The 19,590-nt window shown below is 60.9% G+C and carries 19 protein-coding genes; 14 read left to right on the top strand and 5 right to left on the bottom strand.

The genetic code is table 11. The features are described 5' to 3' along the window. Positions 1 to 331: 331 nt before the first annotated feature. The 7 genes from WD767_05700 (at position 332) to WD767_05670 (ending at position 9,004) form a co-directional block, all read left to right on the top strand. Positions 332 to 1,189, top strand: a complete 858-nt coding sequence (locus WD767_05700) for a xanthine dehydrogenase family protein subunit M (GenBank protein MEX2615570.1) — start codon at positions 332 to 334, stop codon at positions 1,187 to 1,189. Then, positions 1,189 to 1,665, top strand: coding sequence for a (2Fe-2S)-binding protein (locus WD767_05695; protein MEX2615569.1), 477 nt, complete (start codon positions 1,189 to 1,191; stop codon positions 1,663 to 1,665). Before WD767_05700 ends, WD767_05695 begins: the two co-directional genes overlap by 1 nt. 115 nt (positions 1,666 to 1,780) lie before the next feature. After that, positions 1,781 to 2,029 carry a MoaD/ThiS family protein gene (locus WD767_05690; protein MEX2615568.1) on the top strand — a complete coding sequence of 83 codons (249 nt, stop codon included), beginning with the start codon at positions 1,781 to 1,783 and terminating at the stop codon, positions 2,027 to 2,029. A gap of 68 nt (positions 2,030 to 2,097) precedes the next feature. Next, complete coding sequence (locus WD767_05685; protein ID MEX2615567.1) at positions 2,098 to 2,979, top strand: alpha/beta hydrolase; 882 nt, start codon at positions 2,098 to 2,100, stop codon at positions 2,977 to 2,979. 247 nt (positions 2,980 to 3,226) lie between these two features. After that, the gene (locus tag WD767_05680; protein ID MEX2615566.1) at positions 3,227 to 4,603 is read left to right on the top strand and encodes an MmgE/PrpD family protein; all 1,377 of its coding nucleotides are present in this window, start codon (positions 3,227 to 3,229) and stop codon (positions 4,601 to 4,603) included. Positions 4,604 to 4,664: 61 nt separating this feature from the next. Then, a complete protein-coding gene (locus WD767_05675; protein MEX2615565.1) occupies positions 4,665 to 8,237 on the top strand; it encodes an ABC transporter ATP-binding protein in 3,573 nt (1,190 codons plus the stop codon). A 392-nt stretch (positions 8,238 to 8,629) separates the two neighbouring features. Then, entirely contained in the window at positions 8,630 to 9,004 is a 375-nt protein-coding gene (locus tag WD767_05670) for a helix-turn-helix transcriptional regulator (GenBank protein MEX2615564.1), read from the top strand. A 47-nt stretch (positions 9,005 to 9,051) separates the two neighbouring features. Here the strand turns inward: WD767_05670 and WD767_05665 are convergent, their stop codons facing one another. After that, on the bottom strand, positions 9,052 to 9,486 hold the full coding sequence (locus WD767_05665) for a hypothetical protein (GenBank protein MEX2615563.1): 435 nt from the start codon (positions 9,484 to 9,486) through the stop codon (positions 9,052 to 9,054). A 51-nt stretch (positions 9,487 to 9,537) separates the two neighbouring features. After that, positions 9,538 to 9,765: a hypothetical protein gene (locus WD767_05660; GenBank protein MEX2615562.1), complete on the bottom strand. Its 228-nt coding sequence runs from the start codon at positions 9,763 to 9,765 to the stop codon at positions 9,538 to 9,540. A gap of 316 nt (positions 9,766 to 10,081) precedes the next feature. Between WD767_05660 and WD767_05655 the strand changes: the two genes are divergently transcribed. Continuing rightward, positions 10,082 to 10,690, top strand: a complete 609-nt coding sequence (locus WD767_05655) for a glutathione S-transferase family protein (GenBank protein ID MEX2615561.1) — start codon at positions 10,082 to 10,084, stop codon at positions 10,688 to 10,690. 1 nt (position 10,691) lies between these two features. Here WD767_05655 and WD767_05650 read toward each other — a convergent pair whose 3' ends face one another. Next, positions 10,692 to 11,066 carry a DUF983 domain-containing protein gene (locus WD767_05650; GenBank protein ID MEX2615560.1) on the bottom strand — a complete coding sequence of 125 codons (375 nt, stop codon included), beginning with the start codon at positions 11,064 to 11,066 and terminating at the stop codon, positions 10,692 to 10,694. A gap of 121 nt (positions 11,067 to 11,187) precedes the next feature. Here WD767_05650 and WD767_05645 point away from each other — a divergent pair, with 121 nt between their 5' ends. Next, positions 11,188 to 12,111: a polysaccharide deacetylase gene (locus tag WD767_05645; protein ID MEX2615559.1), complete on the top strand. Its 924-nt coding sequence runs from the start codon at positions 11,188 to 11,190 to the stop codon at positions 12,109 to 12,111. Positions 12,112 to 12,233: 122 nt separating this feature from the next. Here WD767_05645 and WD767_05640 read toward each other — a convergent pair whose 3' ends face one another. Further along, positions 12,234 to 12,641, bottom strand: coding sequence for a LysR family transcriptional regulator (locus WD767_05640; protein MEX2615558.1), 408 nt, complete (start codon positions 12,639 to 12,641; stop codon positions 12,234 to 12,236). A 189-nt stretch (positions 12,642 to 12,830) separates the two neighbouring features. Here WD767_05640 and panB point away from each other — a divergent pair, with 189 nt between their 5' ends. The 4 genes from panB to WD767_05620 all read left to right on the top strand — a co-directional run bounded on the left by panB (position 12,831) and on the right by WD767_05620 (position 17,169). Then, positions 12,831 to 13,655, top strand: a complete 825-nt coding sequence (panB, locus tag WD767_05635) for a 3-methyl-2-oxobutanoate hydroxymethyltransferase (GenBank protein MEX2615557.1) — start codon at positions 12,831 to 12,833, stop codon at positions 13,653 to 13,655. A 14-nt stretch (positions 13,656 to 13,669) separates the two neighbouring features. Then, complete coding sequence (locus WD767_05630) at positions 13,670 to 13,867, top strand: hypothetical protein (protein MEX2615556.1); 198 nt, start codon at positions 13,670 to 13,672, stop codon at positions 13,865 to 13,867. Next, positions 13,860 to 15,272, top strand: coding sequence for an amidase (locus WD767_05625; protein MEX2615555.1), 1,413 nt, complete (start codon positions 13,860 to 13,862; stop codon positions 15,270 to 15,272). Before WD767_05630 ends, WD767_05625 begins: the two co-directional genes overlap by 8 nt. A gap of 169 nt (positions 15,273 to 15,441) precedes the next feature. Then, the gene (locus WD767_05620; protein ID MEX2615554.1) at positions 15,442 to 17,169 is read left to right on the top strand and encodes a hypothetical protein; all 1,728 of its coding nucleotides are present in this window, start codon (positions 15,442 to 15,444) and stop codon (positions 17,167 to 17,169) included. 286 nt (positions 17,170 to 17,455) lie between these two features. On the opposite strand, the gene WD767_05615 is transcribed toward WD767_05620, so the two are convergent. Continuing rightward, positions 17,456 to 18,367 (bottom strand): NAD(P)-dependent oxidoreductase, encoded by a 912-nt coding sequence (locus tag WD767_05615; GenBank protein MEX2615553.1) that lies wholly within the window; start codon positions 18,365 to 18,367, stop codon positions 17,456 to 17,458. 114 nt (positions 18,368 to 18,481) lie between these two features. On the opposite strand from WD767_05615, the gene WD767_05610 reads away from it, so the two are divergent. After that, positions 18,482 to 19,585 (top strand): LLM class flavin-dependent oxidoreductase, encoded by a 1,104-nt coding sequence (locus tag WD767_05610; GenBank protein MEX2615552.1) that lies wholly within the window; start codon positions 18,482 to 18,484, stop codon positions 19,583 to 19,585. Positions 19,586 to 19,590: the final 5 nt, after the last annotated feature.

Below are 19,590 nucleotides of genomic sequence, written 5' to 3'. Positions count from 1 at the left end.
GCCATTCCGCCGTCCCCGGTGAAAATGCTGTCGCGACGCTGGCGAAAAGCAGCATTCCGCCCTTAAACACTGCCCGCAATACTTGATGCGACGGGGGCGGCACTGTATGTATAAGATAGGCGTTTGCCGAGAGGCCGCTTCGCTCTTGCGCGAAGCGGTGTACCTTGGCAAGGTAACGTTTGAGGCGATTTCATCGACATCACGTCAAGCGCGTCAACGGGGACACCGAACTATCCCGCGCGTTAGTGTGGGCGGTGCATGTCGTGGCGTCGCAATACGCGATGCTAAGAGGAAGTCAGGCTAAAAACCCATAGGGAGTGACATGGACACATTGCGATATGAAGCGCCAGGTTCGGTCGATGAGGCGGTAGCCCTGCTGGCTGGCGCGGACGGATGCCGGGTTCTGGCAGGTGGGACCGATTTGCTGGTGCAACTGCGGGCCGGCATGATTTCGCCGTCTGTCATTGTCGATATCAAGAATATTCCGGAACTGACGTCGATCTCGGAAAAGGACGGTGTCTTTACGGTCGGCGCCGCGGTGCCGGGCGCGGAGCTCAGCGAGCATGCCGCCCTTTGCAAGGCATGGCCTGGCGTCGTGGAAGGCATGGATCTGGTCGGATCGACACAGATACAGGGGCGCGCCTCTCTCGGCGGCAACCTGTGCAATGCCTCGCCGGCGGCGGACAGCGTTCCCGCGATGATTGCCGCGCGTGCGGTCTGCATTATTGCCGGGCCGAATGGACAGCGCGAAGCGCCGGTGGAAGACGTCGCGATCGGTCCGGGCAAGACCTCGCTCGCCAAGGGCGAGTTCGTGGTCTCGATCCGTTTGCCGAAGCGTCCGCCGCATTCCGGGGATGCCTATCTGCGGTTCATTCCGCGGACGGAAATGGACATCGCGGTCGTCGGCGCCGGCGTCAGCCTGACACTGGATGACAGCGGTACCTGCACCGATGCCCGGGTTTCCCTCGGCGCGGTCGCGGCACGGGCGCTTATCGTCGATGCCGGCGCGAAGGCGCTGATCGGAACGAAGGTGGACGATGCCGCGCTCGAAGCGCTCGGCGCCGCCTGCAGTGCCGCCGCGACGCCGATCACCGACAAACGCGGCACCATCGAATTCAGAACCAAGGTCTCCGGCGTCATGGCCCGCCGGGCGGCCGCAATCGCGCTAGAGCGTGCGAGGAGCAACTAATGGCGAAAAATCACGTAATAACGACGATCAATGGCGAACCGGTCGAGTATCTGTGCGAAACCAGCCAGACCCTGCTCGACGTGCTTCGCGATGAACTCGGTCTGACGGGAAGCAAGGAAGGCTGCGCTTCGGGCGACTGCGGCGCCTGCAGCGTCACGATTGATGGGCGTCTCGTCTGTTCCTGCCTCGTGATGGGTGCCGAAGCCAATGGCAAGTCGATCACGACCATCGAAGGGATGGCCGACGGAGAGAAGCTGCACCCGCTGCAGCAGAAATTCCTGGAGCAGGCGGCGCTGCAATGCGGCATCTGCACCCCGGGTATGCTGATCGCGGCGAAATCTTTGCTGGAACGCAATCCGGATCCGACGGAAACGGAAGTCCGCTACTGGCTGGCCGGCAACCTGTGCCGCTGCACCGGCTACGACAAGATCATCCGCACGGTTATGGACGTCGCGGCGGAGATGCGCAGCGCCTGATCGCGTCGCATCGCTATCTGAAAACCCCGTCGCGGGAAGTCGCGGCGGGGTTTTTCTTTTGTTGTGCAAGCCGCGTCGGAGATATCATTGCATCGCATTGATGGGGTGAAACACTATGGCCAACGTTATTTTGTCGACCGATCTGGCGCGTGAATTCGCAGATGGCGAAACCGAATTTGAAATCGATGCGGACAATATCCGCGCCGTAGTAAAGGCGCTGGACGCCCGCTTTCCCGGAATCCGCAAGGCGCTGGGGCCGGGCACCGCCGTCGCCATTGACGGGCAGATCCACCGTGAATTTTTCCTGGAGCCTGTCGGACCGAACAGCGAAGTCTGCTTTTTCCCCGCGGTCGAAGGGGGTTGATGGCGGCGTTTCCTCCCGTGTTGCGTTGTGCCTAAGATGAGCCGCACACGAATCAAGGAGGGAAATCCATGCCACACGCGACGACCGATGACGGCGTAAAGCTGTATTATGAAGAAACAGGAACTGGCGACCCGGTTCTGTTCATCCATGAATTTGCCGACGATTATCGCGGCTGGGAACCCCAGGTGCGGAGCTTCTCGCGCCGCTACCGCTGCATCACCTATAACGCGCGTGGCTTTCCGCCCTCCGACGTGCCGCCCGATTCGAGCAGCTATTCGCAGATGCGGGCCGTTGGCGACGCCATCGCGGTGCTGGATCATCTTGGCATCGAAAAGGCGCATATCGTCGGGCTGTCGATGGGCGGTTTCTGCGCGCTGCATTTCGGTCTGAACCATCCGGACCGGGCCCTGTCGCTGACGGTCGGCGGCTGCGGCTACGGTGCAGAGGCGGACAAGCGTGCGCAGTTCCGTGCCGAGGCGCTGGCGACTGCCGACAGTTTTGAAGCGGACGGCATGGCGAAGACCGCCGAGCGTTACGCCATCGGGCCGACCCGGGTGCAGTACCAGAACAAGGACCCGCGCGGCTGGCAGGAATTCGCCAGCAAAATGGCCGAACATTCCGCGCTCGGTTCCGCCAACACGATGCGCGGCATACAGGCCGAGCGGCCGTCGCTGTATGACCTCGTGGACGACATGAAGACGCTGACGGTGCCGACGATGATCATCACCGGCGACGAGGACGAGCCCTGCCTGGAGCCGGGACTGCTGATGAAGCGCTCGATTTCCAGTTCAGGTCTGGTCATTCTGCCGCTGACCGGCCATGCCTGCAATCTGGAAGAACCGGAGTTGTTCAATCAGGCGGTACAGGATTTCTTCACCGCCGTGGAACACGGTTCCTGGGGGCCGCGCGATCCGCGTTCGGTTACCGCGAGCATCACCGGAATGAAATGACACGTCCTGCGGCCAATATATGAGGCTGTATTCGGTTCTTCCCGCGCGGCTTGTGTCGGCGACCACATCCTTGTCGCCGGCACAACGGCGCCGGTACCGGATTCGGCGCGTCCAATTTCCCGCGTCTCGATATCCGGCGCAAATTACCGAACGGGAAAATGACGGCAGCGGGTATACTGGACAATAATCCCGGCCGCATGGCACTCTTTCATGCAAGACAAACCACAGGAATTCACGGGGGTAAATCATGGCCGACGCGTCTTTGCAACAGGCTGACGATACGGATCTGACGCTTCAACTCGCCGGGAACAGCATGCGCGTGACGCTCGAAACGCTGCCGCCGGAAGTGGTCGAGGTTGCCCGGCACTGCCTGCTCGACTGGCTGGGGGTGACCCTGGCCGGGTCGCGCGAACCGCTGACGCGTATCCTGCTCGACGAGGCGCTGGAAGAAGGGGGAAACCCCCAGGCGACCGTCATCGGGGACGGGCGCAAGCTTTCGATGCTGCAGGCCGCGGTCGTGAATGGCTCCGCCGGACATGCGCTGGACTATGACGATGTGATCCTGGTCATGCCGGGGCACCCGACGGTGCCGGTCGTGCCGGCATTGCTGGCGCTGGGTGAAAAGCTGGGCAGCAGCGGGCGGGAATTCCTGACCGCGCTGGTGGCCGGGATCGAGGCGGAATGCCGCGTCGGCGCGCTGGTCAACAATTCGCATTACGAGGCGGGCTGGCACACCACCGGGACGGTCGGCACATTCGGCGCGGCGGCGGCGGCGGCACGGCTGCTGGGGCTCGATGCGGAAGCCTGCGCCAACGCCATGGGTATCGCTGGAACCCAGGCGGCGGCGCTGAAATCCATGTTCGGCACCATGTGCAAGCCGTTCCATGCCGGCAAGGCGGCGTCGAACGGGCTCTATGCGGCGTTACTGACCGGGAAGGGCTTCGAGAGCCGTCCCGACGTGCTGGAATGCAGCCAGGGATTCGCCGATACACAGACGAAAAATTACGACCCGGCGGCGGCGCTGGACGGGCTGGGCCACGTCTTCCATACACCGGATGTCCTGTTCAAGTATCACGCGGCCTGTTACGGCACCCATGCGGCGATCGACGCGACGGCGGCCCTGAAACGCAACAACAATATCGACCCGGCGAATGTCGCGCGCATCGAAGTGCATGTGAAGGAAGCCAATCTGAAAATGTGCAATATCCAGAACCCGGTCACCGGGCTGGAGGGAAAATTCAGCCTGCGGTTCACGGCGGCAATGGCGCTGTTGGGAGAAAATACCGGATTGATCGCCAATTTCAGCGATGACAAGGTGCAGGATCCGGAGGTCATTGCCATCCGCGACAAGATCACGGTGGTGCCGAGCGCCGAAATGGGACTGGCGGAAGCCGAGGTCGTCATTTCGATGCTGGATGGCACGGTGCATCGGCTGCGCCTGGATGTGGAAACGCCGGAATCGGATCTGGATCGTCAGTGGTCGCGGCTTTCGGCAAAATTCCTGGACAACGCGATGCCGGTGATCGGGGCGGCCAACGCGAAATCGGTCGTCGACCGGGTGCGCCGGCTGGAGGATTGTCGCGATATCGGCGAAATCGTGCGGTTATGCGTCGCGTCGTCCTGAGCGCGTAACCGCACGGAGACGAATGCCGGGCAACGGGCCTGGCAGAGCAGGAGATAGGGTTTTGTATTTCGACCGGCGTCTCTGGGGGTTCACGAAGGGCGTGCGGCTGCGCATCCTGTGGGCGGTATTCGTCGGCCTGGCCTCTGCCACGGTCGGGGTGGCGCGGCTGGCCCTGCTTGGCTGGTTGCTGGCAAGCATCTTTGCCGGCGAATCCTTCGAGTCGATGATAATTCCCTTCGCGGTCGTCGCGGCGATTATGGTGCTGCGCGGCTTTCTGGAATACGCCCGCAACATGGTGGCGCACCGGACGGCGGCGGCGGTGCAACTGCATATCCGCGAACAGCTTTATAACAAGGTCGTCGCACTCGGCCCGGCCTATTTCGGGCAGGAACGGACCGGCGATGTCATCCTGGCGATGGTCGACGGGGTGGAGCAGCTTGAAGTCTATTTCGGCCAGTACCTGCCGCAGTTGTTCATTTCCGCGCTGACGCCGATTGGCATTTTCGCCTTCGTCGTGTTCCTCGACCCGCTTTGCGCGGCGATTCTGACCGGCGCGGCGCTGATAACAATGGTTGCGGCCCAGGCCTTCCATCGCTGGGACAGCCGCAACAGCCTGTCGCGGTCGCGGGCCTATAAATCCTTCGCGGCGGAATTCCTGGATTCCGTGCAGGGCCTGGGGACGCTGAAATCCTTCGGGCAGAGCGGCGCACGCGCCAGGATGCTGGCGGAGAAGGCGCATACGCTGTTCCGCAGCACGATGTGGCTGCTGGCGACCAGCGCGCTGTCACGCGGTATTACCGATGCGGGGATCGCCATCGGCGCGGCGGCAACCCTGGCGGTGGGCGCTTACCGGGTCGCGGACGGCGCAATGAGCATTACAGCGCTGCTGATCATCCTGATGATGGGGGTCGAGGTCTTCCGGCCATTGCGCGAATTGCGGGTGTTGCTCCACCAGGGCATGGTTGCGCAAGCGGCGTCGCTCGGCATTTTTAACCTGCTGGATGCAAAGCCGCCCATCGCGGCGCCCGCGCGGCCGCTGTCGGTCGACCGGATCGCGCCGACGATCGCCTTCGAGCATGTCGGGTTTTCCTATCCGGGCGGCCGGCATGCGGCGCATCGGGACCTCGATTTCACGGTGGCAGAGGGCGAAAGGGTCGGCATCGTCGGGCCCAGTGGGTCGGGCAAATCCTCCATCGTCAAGCTGCTGATGCGCAATTACGACCCCACCGAAGGGACCATCCGGCTGGGCGGCCACGATATGAAGGCGCTGTCCTTCGACGATATCCACGCACAGCTCGCCGTGGTCAGCCAGGACGCCTATCTGTTCCACGGCACGGTCGAGGACAATCTGCGCTTCGGCAAGCCGGACGCGACACAGGCGGAACTGGAGGCGGCGGCGGACGCGGCCAATGCGCACGAATTCATCGCCCGCCTGCCGCAGCGCTACCAGACGGTGATCGGCGAACGCGGGATCCGCCTGTCCGGCGGCCAGCGCCAGCGCATCGCCATCGCCCGCGCCCTGTTGCGCGACGCGCCGATCCTGGTGCTGGACGAGGCGCTGTCGGCGGTCGATGCGGAAAACGAGGCGGTGATCCAGCAGGCGCTGGACCGGCTGATGCAGGGCCGCACGACGCTGATTTTCGCCCACCGTCTGTCCAGCGTGATCGATGCGGACCGCATCCTTGTGCTGGATGAAGGGCATGTGGCGGAAAGCGGGACCCATGAGGCGCTGATGGCACGCCACGGCAAGTATTTCACCCTGATGGCCGCGCAGGCTGAAGGCGACGATACCGCCGATGCGCCGCTTGAGGGACTGACGGCCGACAAGCCGGTCTTGTCCGAAGCGGCCTATGTCGATTCGCAGGAACCGACCGATTCGATCCTGCGCGCCGAAGGGCTGGGCTGGGGGCAGGCGACGGTCGCGCTCTTCCGCCACATCATGCCCTACAAGCTGAAACTGACTGCGACATTCCTGTTTGGCGTCGCGCGGGTCGTAGCCTTTATCGGCGTCGGCGTGGTCAGCGCGCTGACCGTCGCGGCTGTAAAGCAGGGCGAGCCCTTCGACGACCTGCTGATCCTGCTCGCCGTGCTGGCGCCGCTTGCCGGTATCCTGCACTGGTTCGAATCCTGGATCGCCCATGACATGGCGTTCCGCCTGCTGGCGAATATGCGCGTTGCGCTGTTCAAGCAGCTCGACCGGCTGGCCCCGGCTTATCTGCTGCGGCGACGCACCGGCGACCTGGTGGCGATGGCGACACACGATGTGGAACTGGTCGAATATTTCTTCGCCCATACGGTGGCGCCCGCCTTCGTCGCATTGCTGGTGCCGGGTGTGGTGGTGGCGACACTGTTTGCCTACGGCTGGCCGATGGCGGTCGCGCTGCTGCCGTTCCTCGCCATTGTCGCGCTGAGCCCGTTTTTCATGCGCAAGCGGATCGACGATCTGGGTTCAAGGGCGCGCGAGGCGCTGGGCGACCTCAACGCCTTCAGCGTCGATACGATTCAGGGGCTGGGCGAGGTCGTCGCCTTTCAGCAGGAGAAAGAGCGCGGCCGGGTGTTTCTGGAAAAGGTTGAATGGCACCATCGGATCCGTCTGCCCTTCTTCCGCGACCTGACCATGCAGACCGCCGGGCTGGAAGCGGTGACAGGGCTGGGCGGACTGGTGGTCGTGATCGTCGGCGCGTATCTTGTGTCCGCCGGCGAACTGGATCGGACGATGCTGCCGATGCTCAGCCTGCTGGCGATGTCCGCCTTCCTGCCGATTTCCGAGATCGCCAATATCGGCCGGCAGCTGGCAGATACCCTTGGGGCGACACGGCGACTGAATGCGGTGGAGCAGGAAACTGTACCGGTGACGGACGGCCCGGGTGTGCCGGAATCGGACGGGCGCGGCGCCTCGCTGGAACTGGAAGGCGTCGGCTTTTCCTATTTCGGCGCAAACCGGCTGGCGCTGAACGATGTCAGCCTGTCGGTCCCGGCGGGGCATACGGTGGCGCTGGTAGGCGCGTCCGGCGCGGGCAAGAGCACGCTGGCGCATCTTCTGATGCGGTTCTGGGATCCGGATACCGGCGTGGTGCGCATGGATGGCCATGATCTGCGCGATTTCGAACTGGATGACCTGCGGTCCCGGATCGCGCTGGTCGCGCAGGATACCTATCTGTTTAACGACACGCTGGCGGCCAATATCCGCATCGCCAGGCCGGATGCCACGGATGCGGAACTGATGACGGCGCTGCGCCGGGCGGCGCTGGCTGATTTTGTCGACTCCATGCCCGACGGACTGAACATGAAGGTCGGCGAACGCGGCATGCGCCTGTCCGGCGGGCAGCGCCAGCGGGTCGCCATCGCCCGGGCTTTCCTGAAGGACGCGCCGATGCTGATCCTCGACGAGGCGACATCGCATCTGGACGCGGTAAACGAACAGGCGGTGCGCGGCGCGCTGCATGAATTGATGACCGACCGCACCACGGTGATCGTGGCGCATCGCCTGTCGACCATCCGCAATGCCGACCAGATTGTTGTAATGTCGGATGGACGGGTTGTCGAAGCGGGCAGTCATGAAGTGTTGCTCGCCCGGGGCGGCACCTATGCCCGGCTGGTCGCGCGCCAGATATCCAGCGCGGCGGCGGAATAAGACCGCCCAGGTCCGGTGCAAAACCGTTTTGGACCGGTCGATGGAAACGGAATTCGACCGCGTGTTGCTGATCGCCGGCACCGCGAGATTCGCCCGGATAACCGGGCAGGGTTTCCATGTCCGCAGCTCAGAATCTGTATCCGATCCCTGCTCCGATGACGACGGGATCCATGCCTATTTTCGCGGCTGAGGTCGGTAAGGTTTCACTTATTGTATAGAGTTCATTTCGCAACTGATGTGTTCCAGGTGCCATTGAATTGCGCGTGATAGCGCCTATTTCAAACACGAATACATATAAAATCGCACCATGCGAAATTTCAGCATGGATTTTGTTGTGTTCCGCAGCGTAAATTGAATTTTTACATTCTTTGTAACAATTGAAAAGAGAGACCATGGCCAGAGCCAAGAGACGTACCGTTCAGGAATTCGGCGCCCATCCTGTGGATGTTTATGTCGGGCAGCGCGTGCGGATGCGCCGGGTTATGTGCGGTCTGAGCCAGACGGCGCTTGCCAACAAAATCGGTTTGACGTTCCAGCAGCTGCAGAAGTATGAAAGCGGCATGAATCGCATTTCCGCCAGCAAATTATGGCTGATCGCGCAAGAACTTGATGCGCCGGTGCAGTGGTTCTTTGCCGACGCTGCGGAAGGGCGCAGCCCTGCGGCAGAATTTGGCACGAAGCGTGAAACGCTGGAACTGGTCCGCAATTTCATGACGATTGCGCCGGACGTCCGGCAGCATTTTCTGTCGCTGGTCAAGTCCGTCTAAGGGCGCAGCGGCGCCTGACCGATGCGCGCCGGGAAAGGCCGGACGCCTTACCGGACCACCGGTAGCGTCGTCATCGTGAAGGCGGGATAATTGTTTTCGCTATGCTCTATGGTCGTGCCGAGGACCTTGAACCGCTTGCCCTGATCGTCCAGGTTTTTCGGGCCCGCATAGACGATGGCATCCGGCAGATGGCGCATCTTTTCCGTCACGAAACAATGACGCTCTTGTAGCGCCTTTTCCAGGGCGGTCCAGTAAGCGTCGTATTCCGGACTGCCCTTCTGTCCGCCGCTCAGGTAGAAGGTGTTGGCACGGGTGGCGATATCGACGATGATGTTGCCGGCCTCGCCGCTGCAGACCAGCGACTTTGCGGGTTCTGTGCGCCATTCACCAATTGTGATTGTTTCCTCGGCGGCCAGGGCGGCGCTGGTTGCCGCGAAGCCGATGATCGCGGCCAGCACCAGTCCACGAAGCGTTGTCAGCATTCTTTATCCTCCATTGTATCTTATAAACCATCACCTGTTCTTGGGGTCGGATTATGACCAGGATGTGAGCCGGCGCAACGGGTATGGCGGCAAGCTGTCGGCTTTCCGGCGCCGCGGACCGGGGTGATCGAATTTCTTCGGCGGCAGTGCGATGCCGAAATCCGGCGCAGCGCCGCTGCCACGCTCCTGTATTGCATCCGTATTCTGGATGGCGCCGGCCCCGTCCGATGCCGGGCGACGCGTGCCGCTGCGCTGGCTGGTGGAACGGCTGGAGATCATTGAATTGTCACCGCAACAGGATATTGCGGATCCTGTGATTTGCGTCACTGCGATTGTGCCCGCAATCGGCGATTATGGCTCCACGTTAGACAGACATGCTGGCAACGCCGAAAGGCGGCCGCTGAGGTGAATGGAGAAAAGAATGAAAAACCTTGCCGCTGCTATTGTTCGCTTCTTTCAGACCCGCTTCAGTTCCTACCATCCGGAACGCCGCTATATGCGCGGATAATTCTGCCCGGGGCTCCACAGCCCCTTGTATGAAACGTTCTGACGCCGTCTACTGTGGTGCATGACACACCGTAGCAGGATGGCCGCCATGAAGCTCTATACAACAAAAATCGCCCCGAACCCGCGCCGGGTGCATATTTTCCTCGCCGAGAAGGGGATCGAGGTCGAGTCGGTGGAAATCGATCTCGCGGGCAAGGGTAACCTGACAGCGGATTTCATCGCCAAGAACCCGCTGGCCCGTGTTCCCGTCCTGGAATTCGACGATGGAACATACCTGGCGGAATCGGTGGCGATCTGCCGCTATTTCGAGGAAATCCAGCCGGAACCGCCGCTGTTCGGTACAGACGCTCGTGACAGGGCGAATGTGGAAATGTGGAACCGGCGCATGGAATCGGAAATTCTGGGCCAGATATCAGGATGTTTCCGGCACAGCCATCCCTATTGGGAGGGACGGATAACGCAGGTGCCCGATTTCGGCGAATTGTGCCGGACGACGGTCCTGGAACGCATGGCCTGGCTGGATGGCGAAATGGCGGATCGCGAATTTATTGCGGGCGACCGCTTTTCTGTGGCGGATATCACGGCTTTCTGCGGCATCGCGCTGGGGCGGATCCCCAAAATCCGGATTCCGGAAGACTGCGGCAATCTGCAGCGCTGGTATGACGCAATCGGCGCCCGCCCCAGCGTTGCGGGCTAAGCTAATGCTGCTCGTCGCCACGCATACCGAGCCATAGCATCCAGCCCAGCACCGACCCTTTGACGCGGGGCAGAAACCAGTATGTCAGTGCTATGGTCACGGGGGGCCAAATGAGCCAGTGGACCCAGCCGGGCGGGGAGGCTACCTGCTCCAGGCCCAGCAGTAGCGGCACGACAATATGCCCGACGATCATGATGGTGAAATAAGGGGCGATATCGTCGGTACGGATATTGCCGACCGGCGCGCCGCATGACCCGCAATCGGTTTCGGTCTTCAGGTAGCGGCGGTACAGGTTGCTGTTGCCGCATTTTGGACAAAGGCATGCAAACCCGCGCCTGATCGCGCGGCGCAAATCGATACGGGCTGAAATTTCCATGATTGCTCCGAAACCGTTTCAGGTATTTGCCGGGCGGTTGTACCCTTTTCCGGCGAACGCCGCCATTGCGGTGAATTGCCACGGGCTGTCCGGACTGGATGTCCGGGAAGGGGAGGATGACATGGCAGCCGATTCCAGTGGAAAAACCGCGCCGGGCGATTTGCCGTGGCAATGGCCCGAAGCGCGCTGGCGCGGCATCGTCGGAAAAGTACGCGCCGGCCGGTCGCTGAAACCCGAAACCTGGCCGAACGGCGCCCGGGCGGCGGTGGCGCTGTCCTTCGATTCCGACCATGAATCGAGCACGCTGCGCTTTGGCGATTCCTCGCCGGGCAGGCTGTCGCAGGGCGAATATGCGGCGCGTGTATCGGTGCCCCGGATTCGCCGTCTGCTGGACAGGTACGACATTCGCGCCAGCTTCTTCGTGCCCGCCGTGGTGGCGATGCTGTGGCCGGACGAACAGCGGGCCCTCGCGGACGAGGGCCATGAGATCGGCATCCACGGCTGGATTCACGAACTCAACAGCGAACTGCCGGCGGCCGCCGAACGCGATTTGCAGATGCGCGCGGCGGATGTCCTGGAGTCGATCTGCGGCGTTCGACCGGTCGGTATCCGCACGCCGTCCTGGGACTTCAGCCCGAACACCCTGGCCATCACCCGCGAAATGGGACTGATTTACGATTCCTCCCTGATGGCCGATGACGATCCCTATGAACTGTTGGAAAACGGCGAGGCGACGGGCGTGGTGGAACTGCCCGTGGAATGGATCAAGGATGACGCGGTCTACTTCAACATGGACCGGTTTTCGGGGCTGCGTCCCTATACGCCGCCATCGGCCGTCCTGGAAATTTTTAAATCCGAATTTGATGGCACCTATGTCGATGGCGGGTTGTTCGTGCTGACAATGCATCCGCATTTCATCGGCCACCGCTCGCGGCTTGCGATGCTGGAGGAGCTGATCGAACACATGAAAACCCGGTCGGATGTCTGGTTCGCAACCCATGCGGAGGTGGCGCGCTATTGCCTGGCAGAGGCAGCGGCCCGTTAGATCAGATCGTATTTGTTTGAATTTGCCTGAGCGGTCCAAATAAACACGATCTGATCTGAACGGTTAACGAAGCACTGAATTACCCCACCCCTGCTACGCGGGTTTTGTTAAAGGGATCTGAGTTACAGGGCTTTGACCTTCGCGATCTTGGCCTGGAGGCGCTCCGCGGATTTGCTGGTATCGATGATGAAACGGGTATGGCTGCCCCGGCCCATCGGTTCGATATCGTCCACGGCTGAAATCTCGAATACAACCTTGCGGCGGTCGATTTCCTTTACCGTGGCGATGATGTTCACCGACATACCCATCAGCGTCGGCGCGATATGGTCGATATTGACGTTGGTGCCGACCGAGTCCTCGTTCACATCCGCGAAGTCCAGAATCAGGCCCTTGCAGGTCTGCTCGATGTCCCGAATCAGCTCCGGCGTCGCGTATACGCGCAGTTCCTCGCCCATGACATCGATGGTGCGGGGGCGGTCGACCGTGATCCGGCGGGTCGTGGTAACTCCTGTCTTGAAGCTGTCCTGCATTATGTTTGTCTCCCCATCGTTTGAATTCGGCTTCGTCCGCAGACTGATCCGCAGATTAGCCTGGATCGACCGGTGCTTCATAGAGCCGCGAGAACATACCCGCGGCATCCGCCTTGCGGCGCGAGGCGCCACTGGTTACGCTTTGCGGCAATGCAGCAAAATAAGCTGCGCCATGGTGGATGAACGACAATGAGCGCCGTCAATCGGAACAAGCGGGTTACCGTGCGCGATATCCGCGCCGCGAAACATAATACGCCACTGGTCTGCCTGACCGCCTATACCGCGCCGGTGGCGTCGGTCCTGGACGAACGGGTCGACCTGTTGCTGGTCGGCGATTCGCTGGGCATGGTGGTCTATGGCATGGACAGCACGCTGGCGGTGACGCTGGACATGATGATCGCCCATGGTCGCGCCGTGATGCGGGCGACGAAACACGCCTTCGTGCTGGTCGACCTGCCTTTCGGCAGCTACGAGGCCAGCCCGGAACAGGCATTTCGCAGCGCGTCGCGCATTATGTCGGAAACCGGCTGCCAGGCCGTGAAGATCGAGGGCGGCGTGGAAATGATGGAAACCGTTCGCTTTCTGGTCGACCGGGGCATTCCGGTGATGGCGCATATCGGGCTGATGCCGCAGGCGGTGAACGCCATCGGCGGGTTCCGCGCGCAGGGGCTGTCGGACGATGAAGCACAGCGGATCGCCGCCGATGGCGCGGCGATGGTCGCGGCGGGGGCCTTTGCCATTGTCATTGAAGGTACGTCGGAGTCGCTGGCGCGGAAACTGACGGCGGAACTGCCGGTGCCGACCATCGGTATCGGCGCGTCGCCCGCATGCGACGGCCAGATCCTGGTGACCGACGACCTGCTGGGGCTATTCGCCGATTTCACACCTAAATTCGTGAAACGCTATGCCGATCTGGCGGCGACCATCGGTGATGCGGTCGACGCCTATGCGGCGGACGTCCGGACGCGGGAATTTCCGGGACCGGAACATTGCTACGGGATTGTCAAAAAGTAACCGGGGGACCACAGATGGATGCGAAGCAGGTGTATGCGCTGGCTGCCGAATGGTACGGCGTCGCGCTGGAAGACGCGGCGGCGGAACGATTGGCGGCAAATTCCGCGGCCATAACCGACACGCTGGCGACCGTGGGGGGCCGGTCGCTGTTCGACACGGAACCCGCGCATTTCGAGCGCGCGCTTGTTGCGATGGCGAAACGCGATGACTGAACTGACGCATCTGAGCCTCACCGAAGTCGCCGAAGCCATTGCCGCGAAACGGGTCTCCTCCCGCGAGGTCACCGAAGCCTGCCTCGCGCGGATCGAACAAAAGCAGCCGGCGTTGAATATGTTTATCTCGCTGGAGGCCGACGAGGCGCTGGCCGCCGCCGATGCCGCCGATGCGGCGCTGGCGAAGGGCGCGGCGTCGGGCCCGTTGCACGGCGTGCCGCTGGCGCACAAGGACATGTATTACCGGGCGGGGAAGGTGTCGACCTGTGGCTCGAAGATCCGGCAGGACTTCGTGCCCGACCACACGGCGACGACGATCAGTCGGCTCTCCGACGCGGGTGCGCTGCATCTGGGCGGCCTCAACATGTCGGAATTCGCCGTCGGCCCATTCGGCCACAACGACCATTTCGGCTCCTGCCGCAACCCGTGGAACCCTGACCACGTCACCGGCGGTTCGTCCAGCGGCGCGGGGGCCTCGGTCGGCGGGCGGATGGTCTATGGCGCGCTCGGTTCCGACACCGGCGGGTCGGTGCGGCTGCCCGCCGCCTGTTGCGGGCTGGTGGGGATGAAGCCGACGCAGACGCGGGTGAGCCGCTACGGGCTGATGGGCCTGTCCTTCTCGCTCGACAGCGCCGGGCCGCTGACCCGCACCGTGCGCGACAATGCCCGCCTGCTGGGACTGATCGCGGGGGCCGACCCGATGGACCATACCGCCAGCGCCATGCCGGTGGATGATTACGAGGCGGCGGCGTGTTCGCCGATGGCGAAGGGGCTGCGTATCGCCGTGCCCTACAGTTACTATTACGATAATGCCGCGCCGGAGATCCGTGACCTGATGCAGGCCAGCCTGAAGGTGTTCGAGGGAATGGGTGCGGAAATCGTCGAAGTGACAGTGCCCGATCACCACCGGATACGCGCGCTCTGCACGACCCTGCGCGGGCCGGAAGGCACCGTGTTGCACGCCGCCTGGCTGCGTGATCGGCCGCAGGATTACGGCCCGCAGGTTCGTGCACGGCTGGAACCGGGCCTCGCCATCGGTGCCGCGCAATACCTCGCGGCCCTGCATATACGCCCGCAGGTGACGCAGGCTTTCGTCGACGCGGTATTCGCGAAGGCGGATGTCTTCCACGCCCCGACCATCGCCATGCCGGTGCCGTCGATCGCGGAGACGGATGTGAAGGATTCGCCGGCTTTCCCCGCACTGATCGCCGGCATGACCCACTGCACCCAGCCGCTCAATTACCTGGGCCGGCCTGCACTGGCGGTTCCGGCCGGCTTCACGGCCAACGGGTTGCCGGCCTCCTTCCAGCTTGTCGGCCGGCCGTTCGCCGAGGCGGCGCTGTATCGCGCGGCGGCGGCATATGAGGCGGAAACGCGGTTTTCGGAGAATGCGCCGGGTGAATAGCGATGCAGCGTCCAATTCGGACGTAGAAGTGGGGTTTCGCGCCTGCTTTTAACAGGAAGTACAGTCGCGATTAATCTGTAAGACTAAATTTCTATATTGCGGAAAGTTTCTTGACTGAGAAAGGGCCGTTCAGTAAATACTGATTAAACGATGCTAATATGAGTTTATAATGAAAAAAGATTCATATTTAAATATCAAGATGAAACTTAAAGACCTTTATTGTGTGTGTATGGGGCTTTGCTCCCTATTTTTATTAACTCTGGCATTCTCGTATGGAATCACTAAAGGATTTCATCACTGGGTTACCGAAGGTATAGAATACCAGAATGTCAATATAGCGACGGCGATCACTAAGTACGCCTATGGTATGGATTTGGGCGGTATGGCGCATCGTGAGGTATACGATGCGTTACGGGCAGGGGGCGTTGCCTACTATTCAGAATTTCTGGACCCTTTAGGTGTGACTTTTCCCGACAATCTCCACAATCCGACATTGATAAATGACGCGTTCCGGTCTGCTGCCTCTATAGAGGCGTTGCGGTCGCCTGCGGTTGTTTTCAAAGATTTTAAACCGGTTGAGCCTACTGATATAGGTATGGCGCAATATTACGAGCTTGCATTCAATCTGTTCGGGCTAAAAGTCCAGTCCTTTTATTATTTATATTCCCTGATTCTTTTGATTTCAGTCGTGCTGTTCTTTATCAGGCATTATGGAAACCCATTGTATTGTTCTGTATTGGCAGCGGTGGTAATGCTGCATCTTTTCATGTTTGTATATTGTGCGGAGTTCCTGCCGCCGGAGCACCGTTGGGGTGTCGGTACGGTCTATTCCTCGAGGTTCATTTCTATACTGGGAATTCTTCCGGCATTACACCTTGTTATTGATATTCTGAAGGGTTCCCGATTCCAATGGATAAACGCTGTCCTGTTCGGCTTCCAAGGCCTGCTTCTGCTATGGCTGGTAACGGTGCGAGGCACCGTAATGTGGGAAAACCTCTGGGTGATTGCGACAGTTGCGATTTTGGCCGGTATGGTCGTCGTTGCGCGAGTCTGGCATGGCAAGGGCGGTGACGAAAGAACGCTACTGCATCTCCGTCGCTTGATATCGTGGCCCGTCGGAATATTTGTACTGATTACAATAGGGTTCGGTGCCTATAAAAGTACTTCCACGAATGCATTCTACAGGATTTCAGACGAATCTCTTTCCTACCACATGGTCTGGCATTCGATTTACGCAGGTCTTTCGCAACATCCCGGTTGGCATGACAAATACGGACAATATCATGCACGGGATGGCAAATTATTTGTTGGCGACGGCGCGCCAATCTTTGCTGCAGAGCATTTGCTTGAAACGCAATATGGAATTCAACGAGATTACATTATTTCAGATTTATGGGGGCATCGTTATAAGGTAACGGAGCGAGTAATCAAGGAAGCGTATTTCCAGTTTATTAAAAAGGATCCCAGGTTTTTTGCCGAACTTGTATTCCTGCATCGGCCTTCATTGATATACAATTCCATACGAGATAATTTTACCAGAATATTTTCATTCGCTCCGTTCTTCATTTACGTAGGGTTTGCAGTTACCATAGCGTCCTTGATGTTCGCGCTTTACCGGTTCTGGTCGGACATCCGAATGGATTATTTGTTTCTTTTGGGCGGCGTTTTTCTTGGAACCCTCGGTTCTATTGGTCCTGTAATGTTAACTTTTGCCGTAAGGCATGCGATTAACGATCAGGCGTTCATGTTATGCCTCATGTTCTTGTTGGTTTTTCCGTTAGGTGTGATCCTCATATATGAAGGTATCCGATGCCGAAATATTGGTGCGATATTTGAAATACTGAAGGGAGAACGGGAGTTTGGCGAATATCGAAGCATAGTGGGACGCACACAATAGAGTGGCTGAGAAGACTGCGATAAGATATTTTGCGGAAACGTTTGATCATTCGATTAATGTTAATTCTGATTGTTCCGGCTTGCGCCGAATTGGTGTAATCGCTCGGTGCGGCGAGCCTGAGCGCGTCATATCCGCGCACTGACCGGCTTGACGTTCCCGCAATGGCGCGAGGGTCGCAAGGTCGAACGCCATTATATCAGTTTCGGCAAGCCCACCCGGAATGCTGTTCCATTCAGTCAATTCGCAGGCGCGGCAGCCCTCCCGGCCGCCGCGTCTTCAATGCTCCTCAGTTCCGGTACTTCTCCCCGCCAAACGTCGTCCCTGCCCAGCCTTCGACATGCTTGATCAGCGACACGGACGTGTCGTCCCCCGTGCCCTGGCTGACCGCATAGCTCAGGAACTGGCGGACCGTGTTGCCGAGCCACATCGGCACCTTCATCGCCTCGGCCTCGCTCATGCATAGCGCCACGTCCTTGAGCAGCAGCTTCTGCTTCATGCTCTTGGCGAAGGTGCGCGTGAGGACCGCGTAGGGGTATTTGTCCCTTGTGGCGGAGTTGTAGCCGCTGCTGGCGTTGACCACGTCGAGCAGCACCTTCGGATCGATCCCGGCCTTTGCGCCCATTACGCAGGCTTCGGCGGCGGCGATGTTGTTGGCGGCGGACAGGAAGTTGTTGACCAGCTTCATGGTCTGGCCCAGTCCCGGTTCGCTGCCGATGAAGAACAGGTTGTCGCCGATTACCTCCAGCGCCGGGCGGTTTGCGTCCAGCAACGACTCGGGTCCGGACAGCATGAGCGACAGCGTACCGGCCTCGGCGCCGCGGATGCCGCCGCTGACCGGACAATCCAGCGACTGGATGCCTTTCGCCGCCAGCCCCTCGGACACCGCTTTCGCCGTGCTCGCGCCGCTGGTCGAGAGATCGATATAGGTCTTTATGGCGGTGCCTTCGACGATCCCGTCCGGGCCCAGCGCCACGACGCGCACCACATCCGGGGTCGGCAGGCTGACCATCACGGTGGCCTCGCGGCTGGCGACATGGGCCGGGCTGGAACACGCCGTTGCGCCCTTCGCCACCGCTGCCGCCATCGCGTCCTTGCGTACGTCATAGACGCTGAGAGTATATCCCGCGTCCAGCAGGCGGCCCGCCATCGGTCCGCCCATATCGCCCAGCCCTATGAATCCCAGTGATTTTTCAGCCATTTCAACCAGTGCTCCTTGTCGGCATGTTGTCGCCCCAGGCGCATGCGGTTGATCGCATGCCGGGGGCATCCTATCGTTCGGCCACTACTGTGCAGGAAATTCAGGGAATTGGGAATGAGCGGCAACGGCAAAATCACCTTCGGCTTCCAGGTCGCGCCATCGAGCGATGCGGCGACCTCCGATCACGACCTCTACCAGGACGTGATCGAGGACTGCAAACACGGGCAGGCGCTGGGATATGAGGCCGCCTGGCTGCTGGAGCATCATTTCAGCGATTACTACCCCACGCCCAGCCCGCTGCTGTTCATGGCGCATATCGCCGCCGCCTGTCCCGATCTCGGCCTCGGCACCTCGGTGCTGGTGCTGCCCTGGTACCACCCGCTGCGCATCGCCGAGGAAATCTCGATGGTGAATACGCTGACCCGCGGCACGCTGCATCTCGGCATCGGGCGCGGCACGGCGAAGTCGGAATACGACGCCTATGGTATCGACATGCGCGAGGCGCGGGGCCGCTTCGATGAAATCTACCGTATCGTCGCGGCCGGGCTGTCGGGCGAACCCTTCACCTTCAAGGGGAAATATTTCGATATTCCGCGTGAAATCCGTATCCGTCCGGCGCCGACCGACAAGAAGGTGAATTTCTACGGCGCCATCGGCAGCCCCGGCAGTGCGGCAATCATGGCGAAGCTGGGCCTGCCGCCGCTCTGCCTGGCGCAGTTCCCGGACTCGCTGCTGGCGAAGATTCTCGGCAACTGGCGGGCGGCGTCGGAGGCGGCGGGCCATGTGACCGACGTCACCACCCCGATCCAGGTGAAATGTTTCATCGCCGACACGGATGAGGAAGCGCGCGACCTGGCCCGGATCTACCTGCCGCGCAATTTCGTGGTGCAGGCGAAGCATTACGAGGTCGATGCCAACCCCTGGGAAGGGATCGAGGACTACGCGGTCTTCACGAAGATGTTCGGCAACATGCGGGCGATGATGGACCCGGACAACCTGGGCCCGCTGATCGACCAGAATCTGGTCGGCAGTCCGGAAACGGTGGCGCGGCGGGTGCAGGCGATGAACGACCTCGGCTTCAATTACTTCCTGGTCTCGACCGCCATGCCCGGCACGCCGAAGGAAGTGCGCCGCGAGATGTACCGCCGCTTCGCCGTGGATGTCGCGCCGCGCTTTGATTCATCCTTCGGCAAGAGGCAGGCGCAGGCGGCGGATTAGCCGCC

This window comes from Alphaproteobacteria bacterium (assembly GCA_040905865.1).
In the GTDB taxonomy this organism is placed as follows: Bacteria; Pseudomonadota; Alphaproteobacteria; order UBA8366.
Note: the sequence above shows the minus strand (reverse complement) of the source record. Positions and strands in the feature narration are given on the sequence as shown.

What these genes read in the sequence shown, in the direction of transcription:
- WD767_05680 (MEX2615566.1), top strand. Translation starts at nt 3,227, where the DNA reads ATGGCCGACGCGTCTTTGCAACAGGCTGACGATACGGATCTGACGCTT.
- WD767_05660 (MEX2615562.1), bottom strand. Translation starts at nt 9,765, where the DNA reads ATGATCTCCAGCCGTTCCACCAGCCAGCGCAGCGGCACGCGTCGCCCG.
- WD767_05620 (MEX2615554.1), top strand. Translation starts at nt 15,442, where the DNA reads ATGAAAAAAGATTCATATTTAAATATCAAGATGAAACTTAAAGACCTT.
- WD767_05655 (MEX2615561.1), top strand. Translation starts at nt 10,082, where the DNA reads ATGAAGCTCTATACAACAAAAATCGCCCCGAACCCGCGCCGGGTGCAT.
- WD767_05695 (MEX2615569.1), top strand. Translation starts at nt 1,189, where the DNA reads ATGGCGAAAAATCACGTAATAACGACGATCAATGGCGAACCGGTCGAG.
- WD767_05670 (MEX2615564.1), top strand. Translation starts at nt 8,630, where the DNA reads ATGGCCAGAGCCAAGAGACGTACCGTTCAGGAATTCGGCGCCCATCCT.
- WD767_05690 (MEX2615568.1), top strand. Translation starts at nt 1,781, where the DNA reads ATGGCCAACGTTATTTTGTCGACCGATCTGGCGCGTGAATTCGCAGAT.
- WD767_05650 (MEX2615560.1), bottom strand. Translation starts at nt 11,066, where the DNA reads ATGGAAATTTCAGCCCGTATCGATTTGCGCCGCGCGATCAGGCGCGGG.
- WD767_05685 (MEX2615567.1), top strand. Translation starts at nt 2,098, where the DNA reads ATGCCACACGCGACGACCGATGACGGCGTAAAGCTGTATTATGAAGAA.
- WD767_05630 (MEX2615556.1), top strand. Translation starts at nt 13,670, where the DNA reads ATGGATGCGAAGCAGGTGTATGCGCTGGCTGCCGAATGGTACGGCGTC.
- WD767_05665 (MEX2615563.1), bottom strand. Translation starts at nt 9,486, where the DNA reads ATGCTGACAACGCTTCGTGGACTGGTGCTGGCCGCGATCATCGGCTTC.
- panB (MEX2615557.1), top strand. Translation starts at nt 12,831, where the DNA reads ATGAGCGCCGTCAATCGGAACAAGCGGGTTACCGTGCGCGATATCCGC.
- WD767_05645 (MEX2615559.1), top strand. Translation starts at nt 11,188, where the DNA reads ATGGCAGCCGATTCCAGTGGAAAAACCGCGCCGGGCGATTTGCCGTGG.
- WD767_05610 (MEX2615552.1), top strand. Translation starts at nt 18,482, where the DNA reads ATGAGCGGCAACGGCAAAATCACCTTCGGCTTCCAGGTCGCGCCATCG.
- WD767_05640 (MEX2615558.1), bottom strand. Translation starts at nt 12,641, where the DNA reads ATGCAGGACAGCTTCAAGACAGGAGTTACCACGACCCGCCGGATCACG.
- WD767_05615 (MEX2615553.1), bottom strand. Translation starts at nt 18,367, where the DNA reads ATGGCTGAAAAATCACTGGGATTCATAGGGCTGGGCGATATGGGCGGA.
- WD767_05625 (MEX2615555.1), top strand. Translation starts at nt 13,860, where the DNA reads ATGACTGAACTGACGCATCTGAGCCTCACCGAAGTCGCCGAAGCCATT.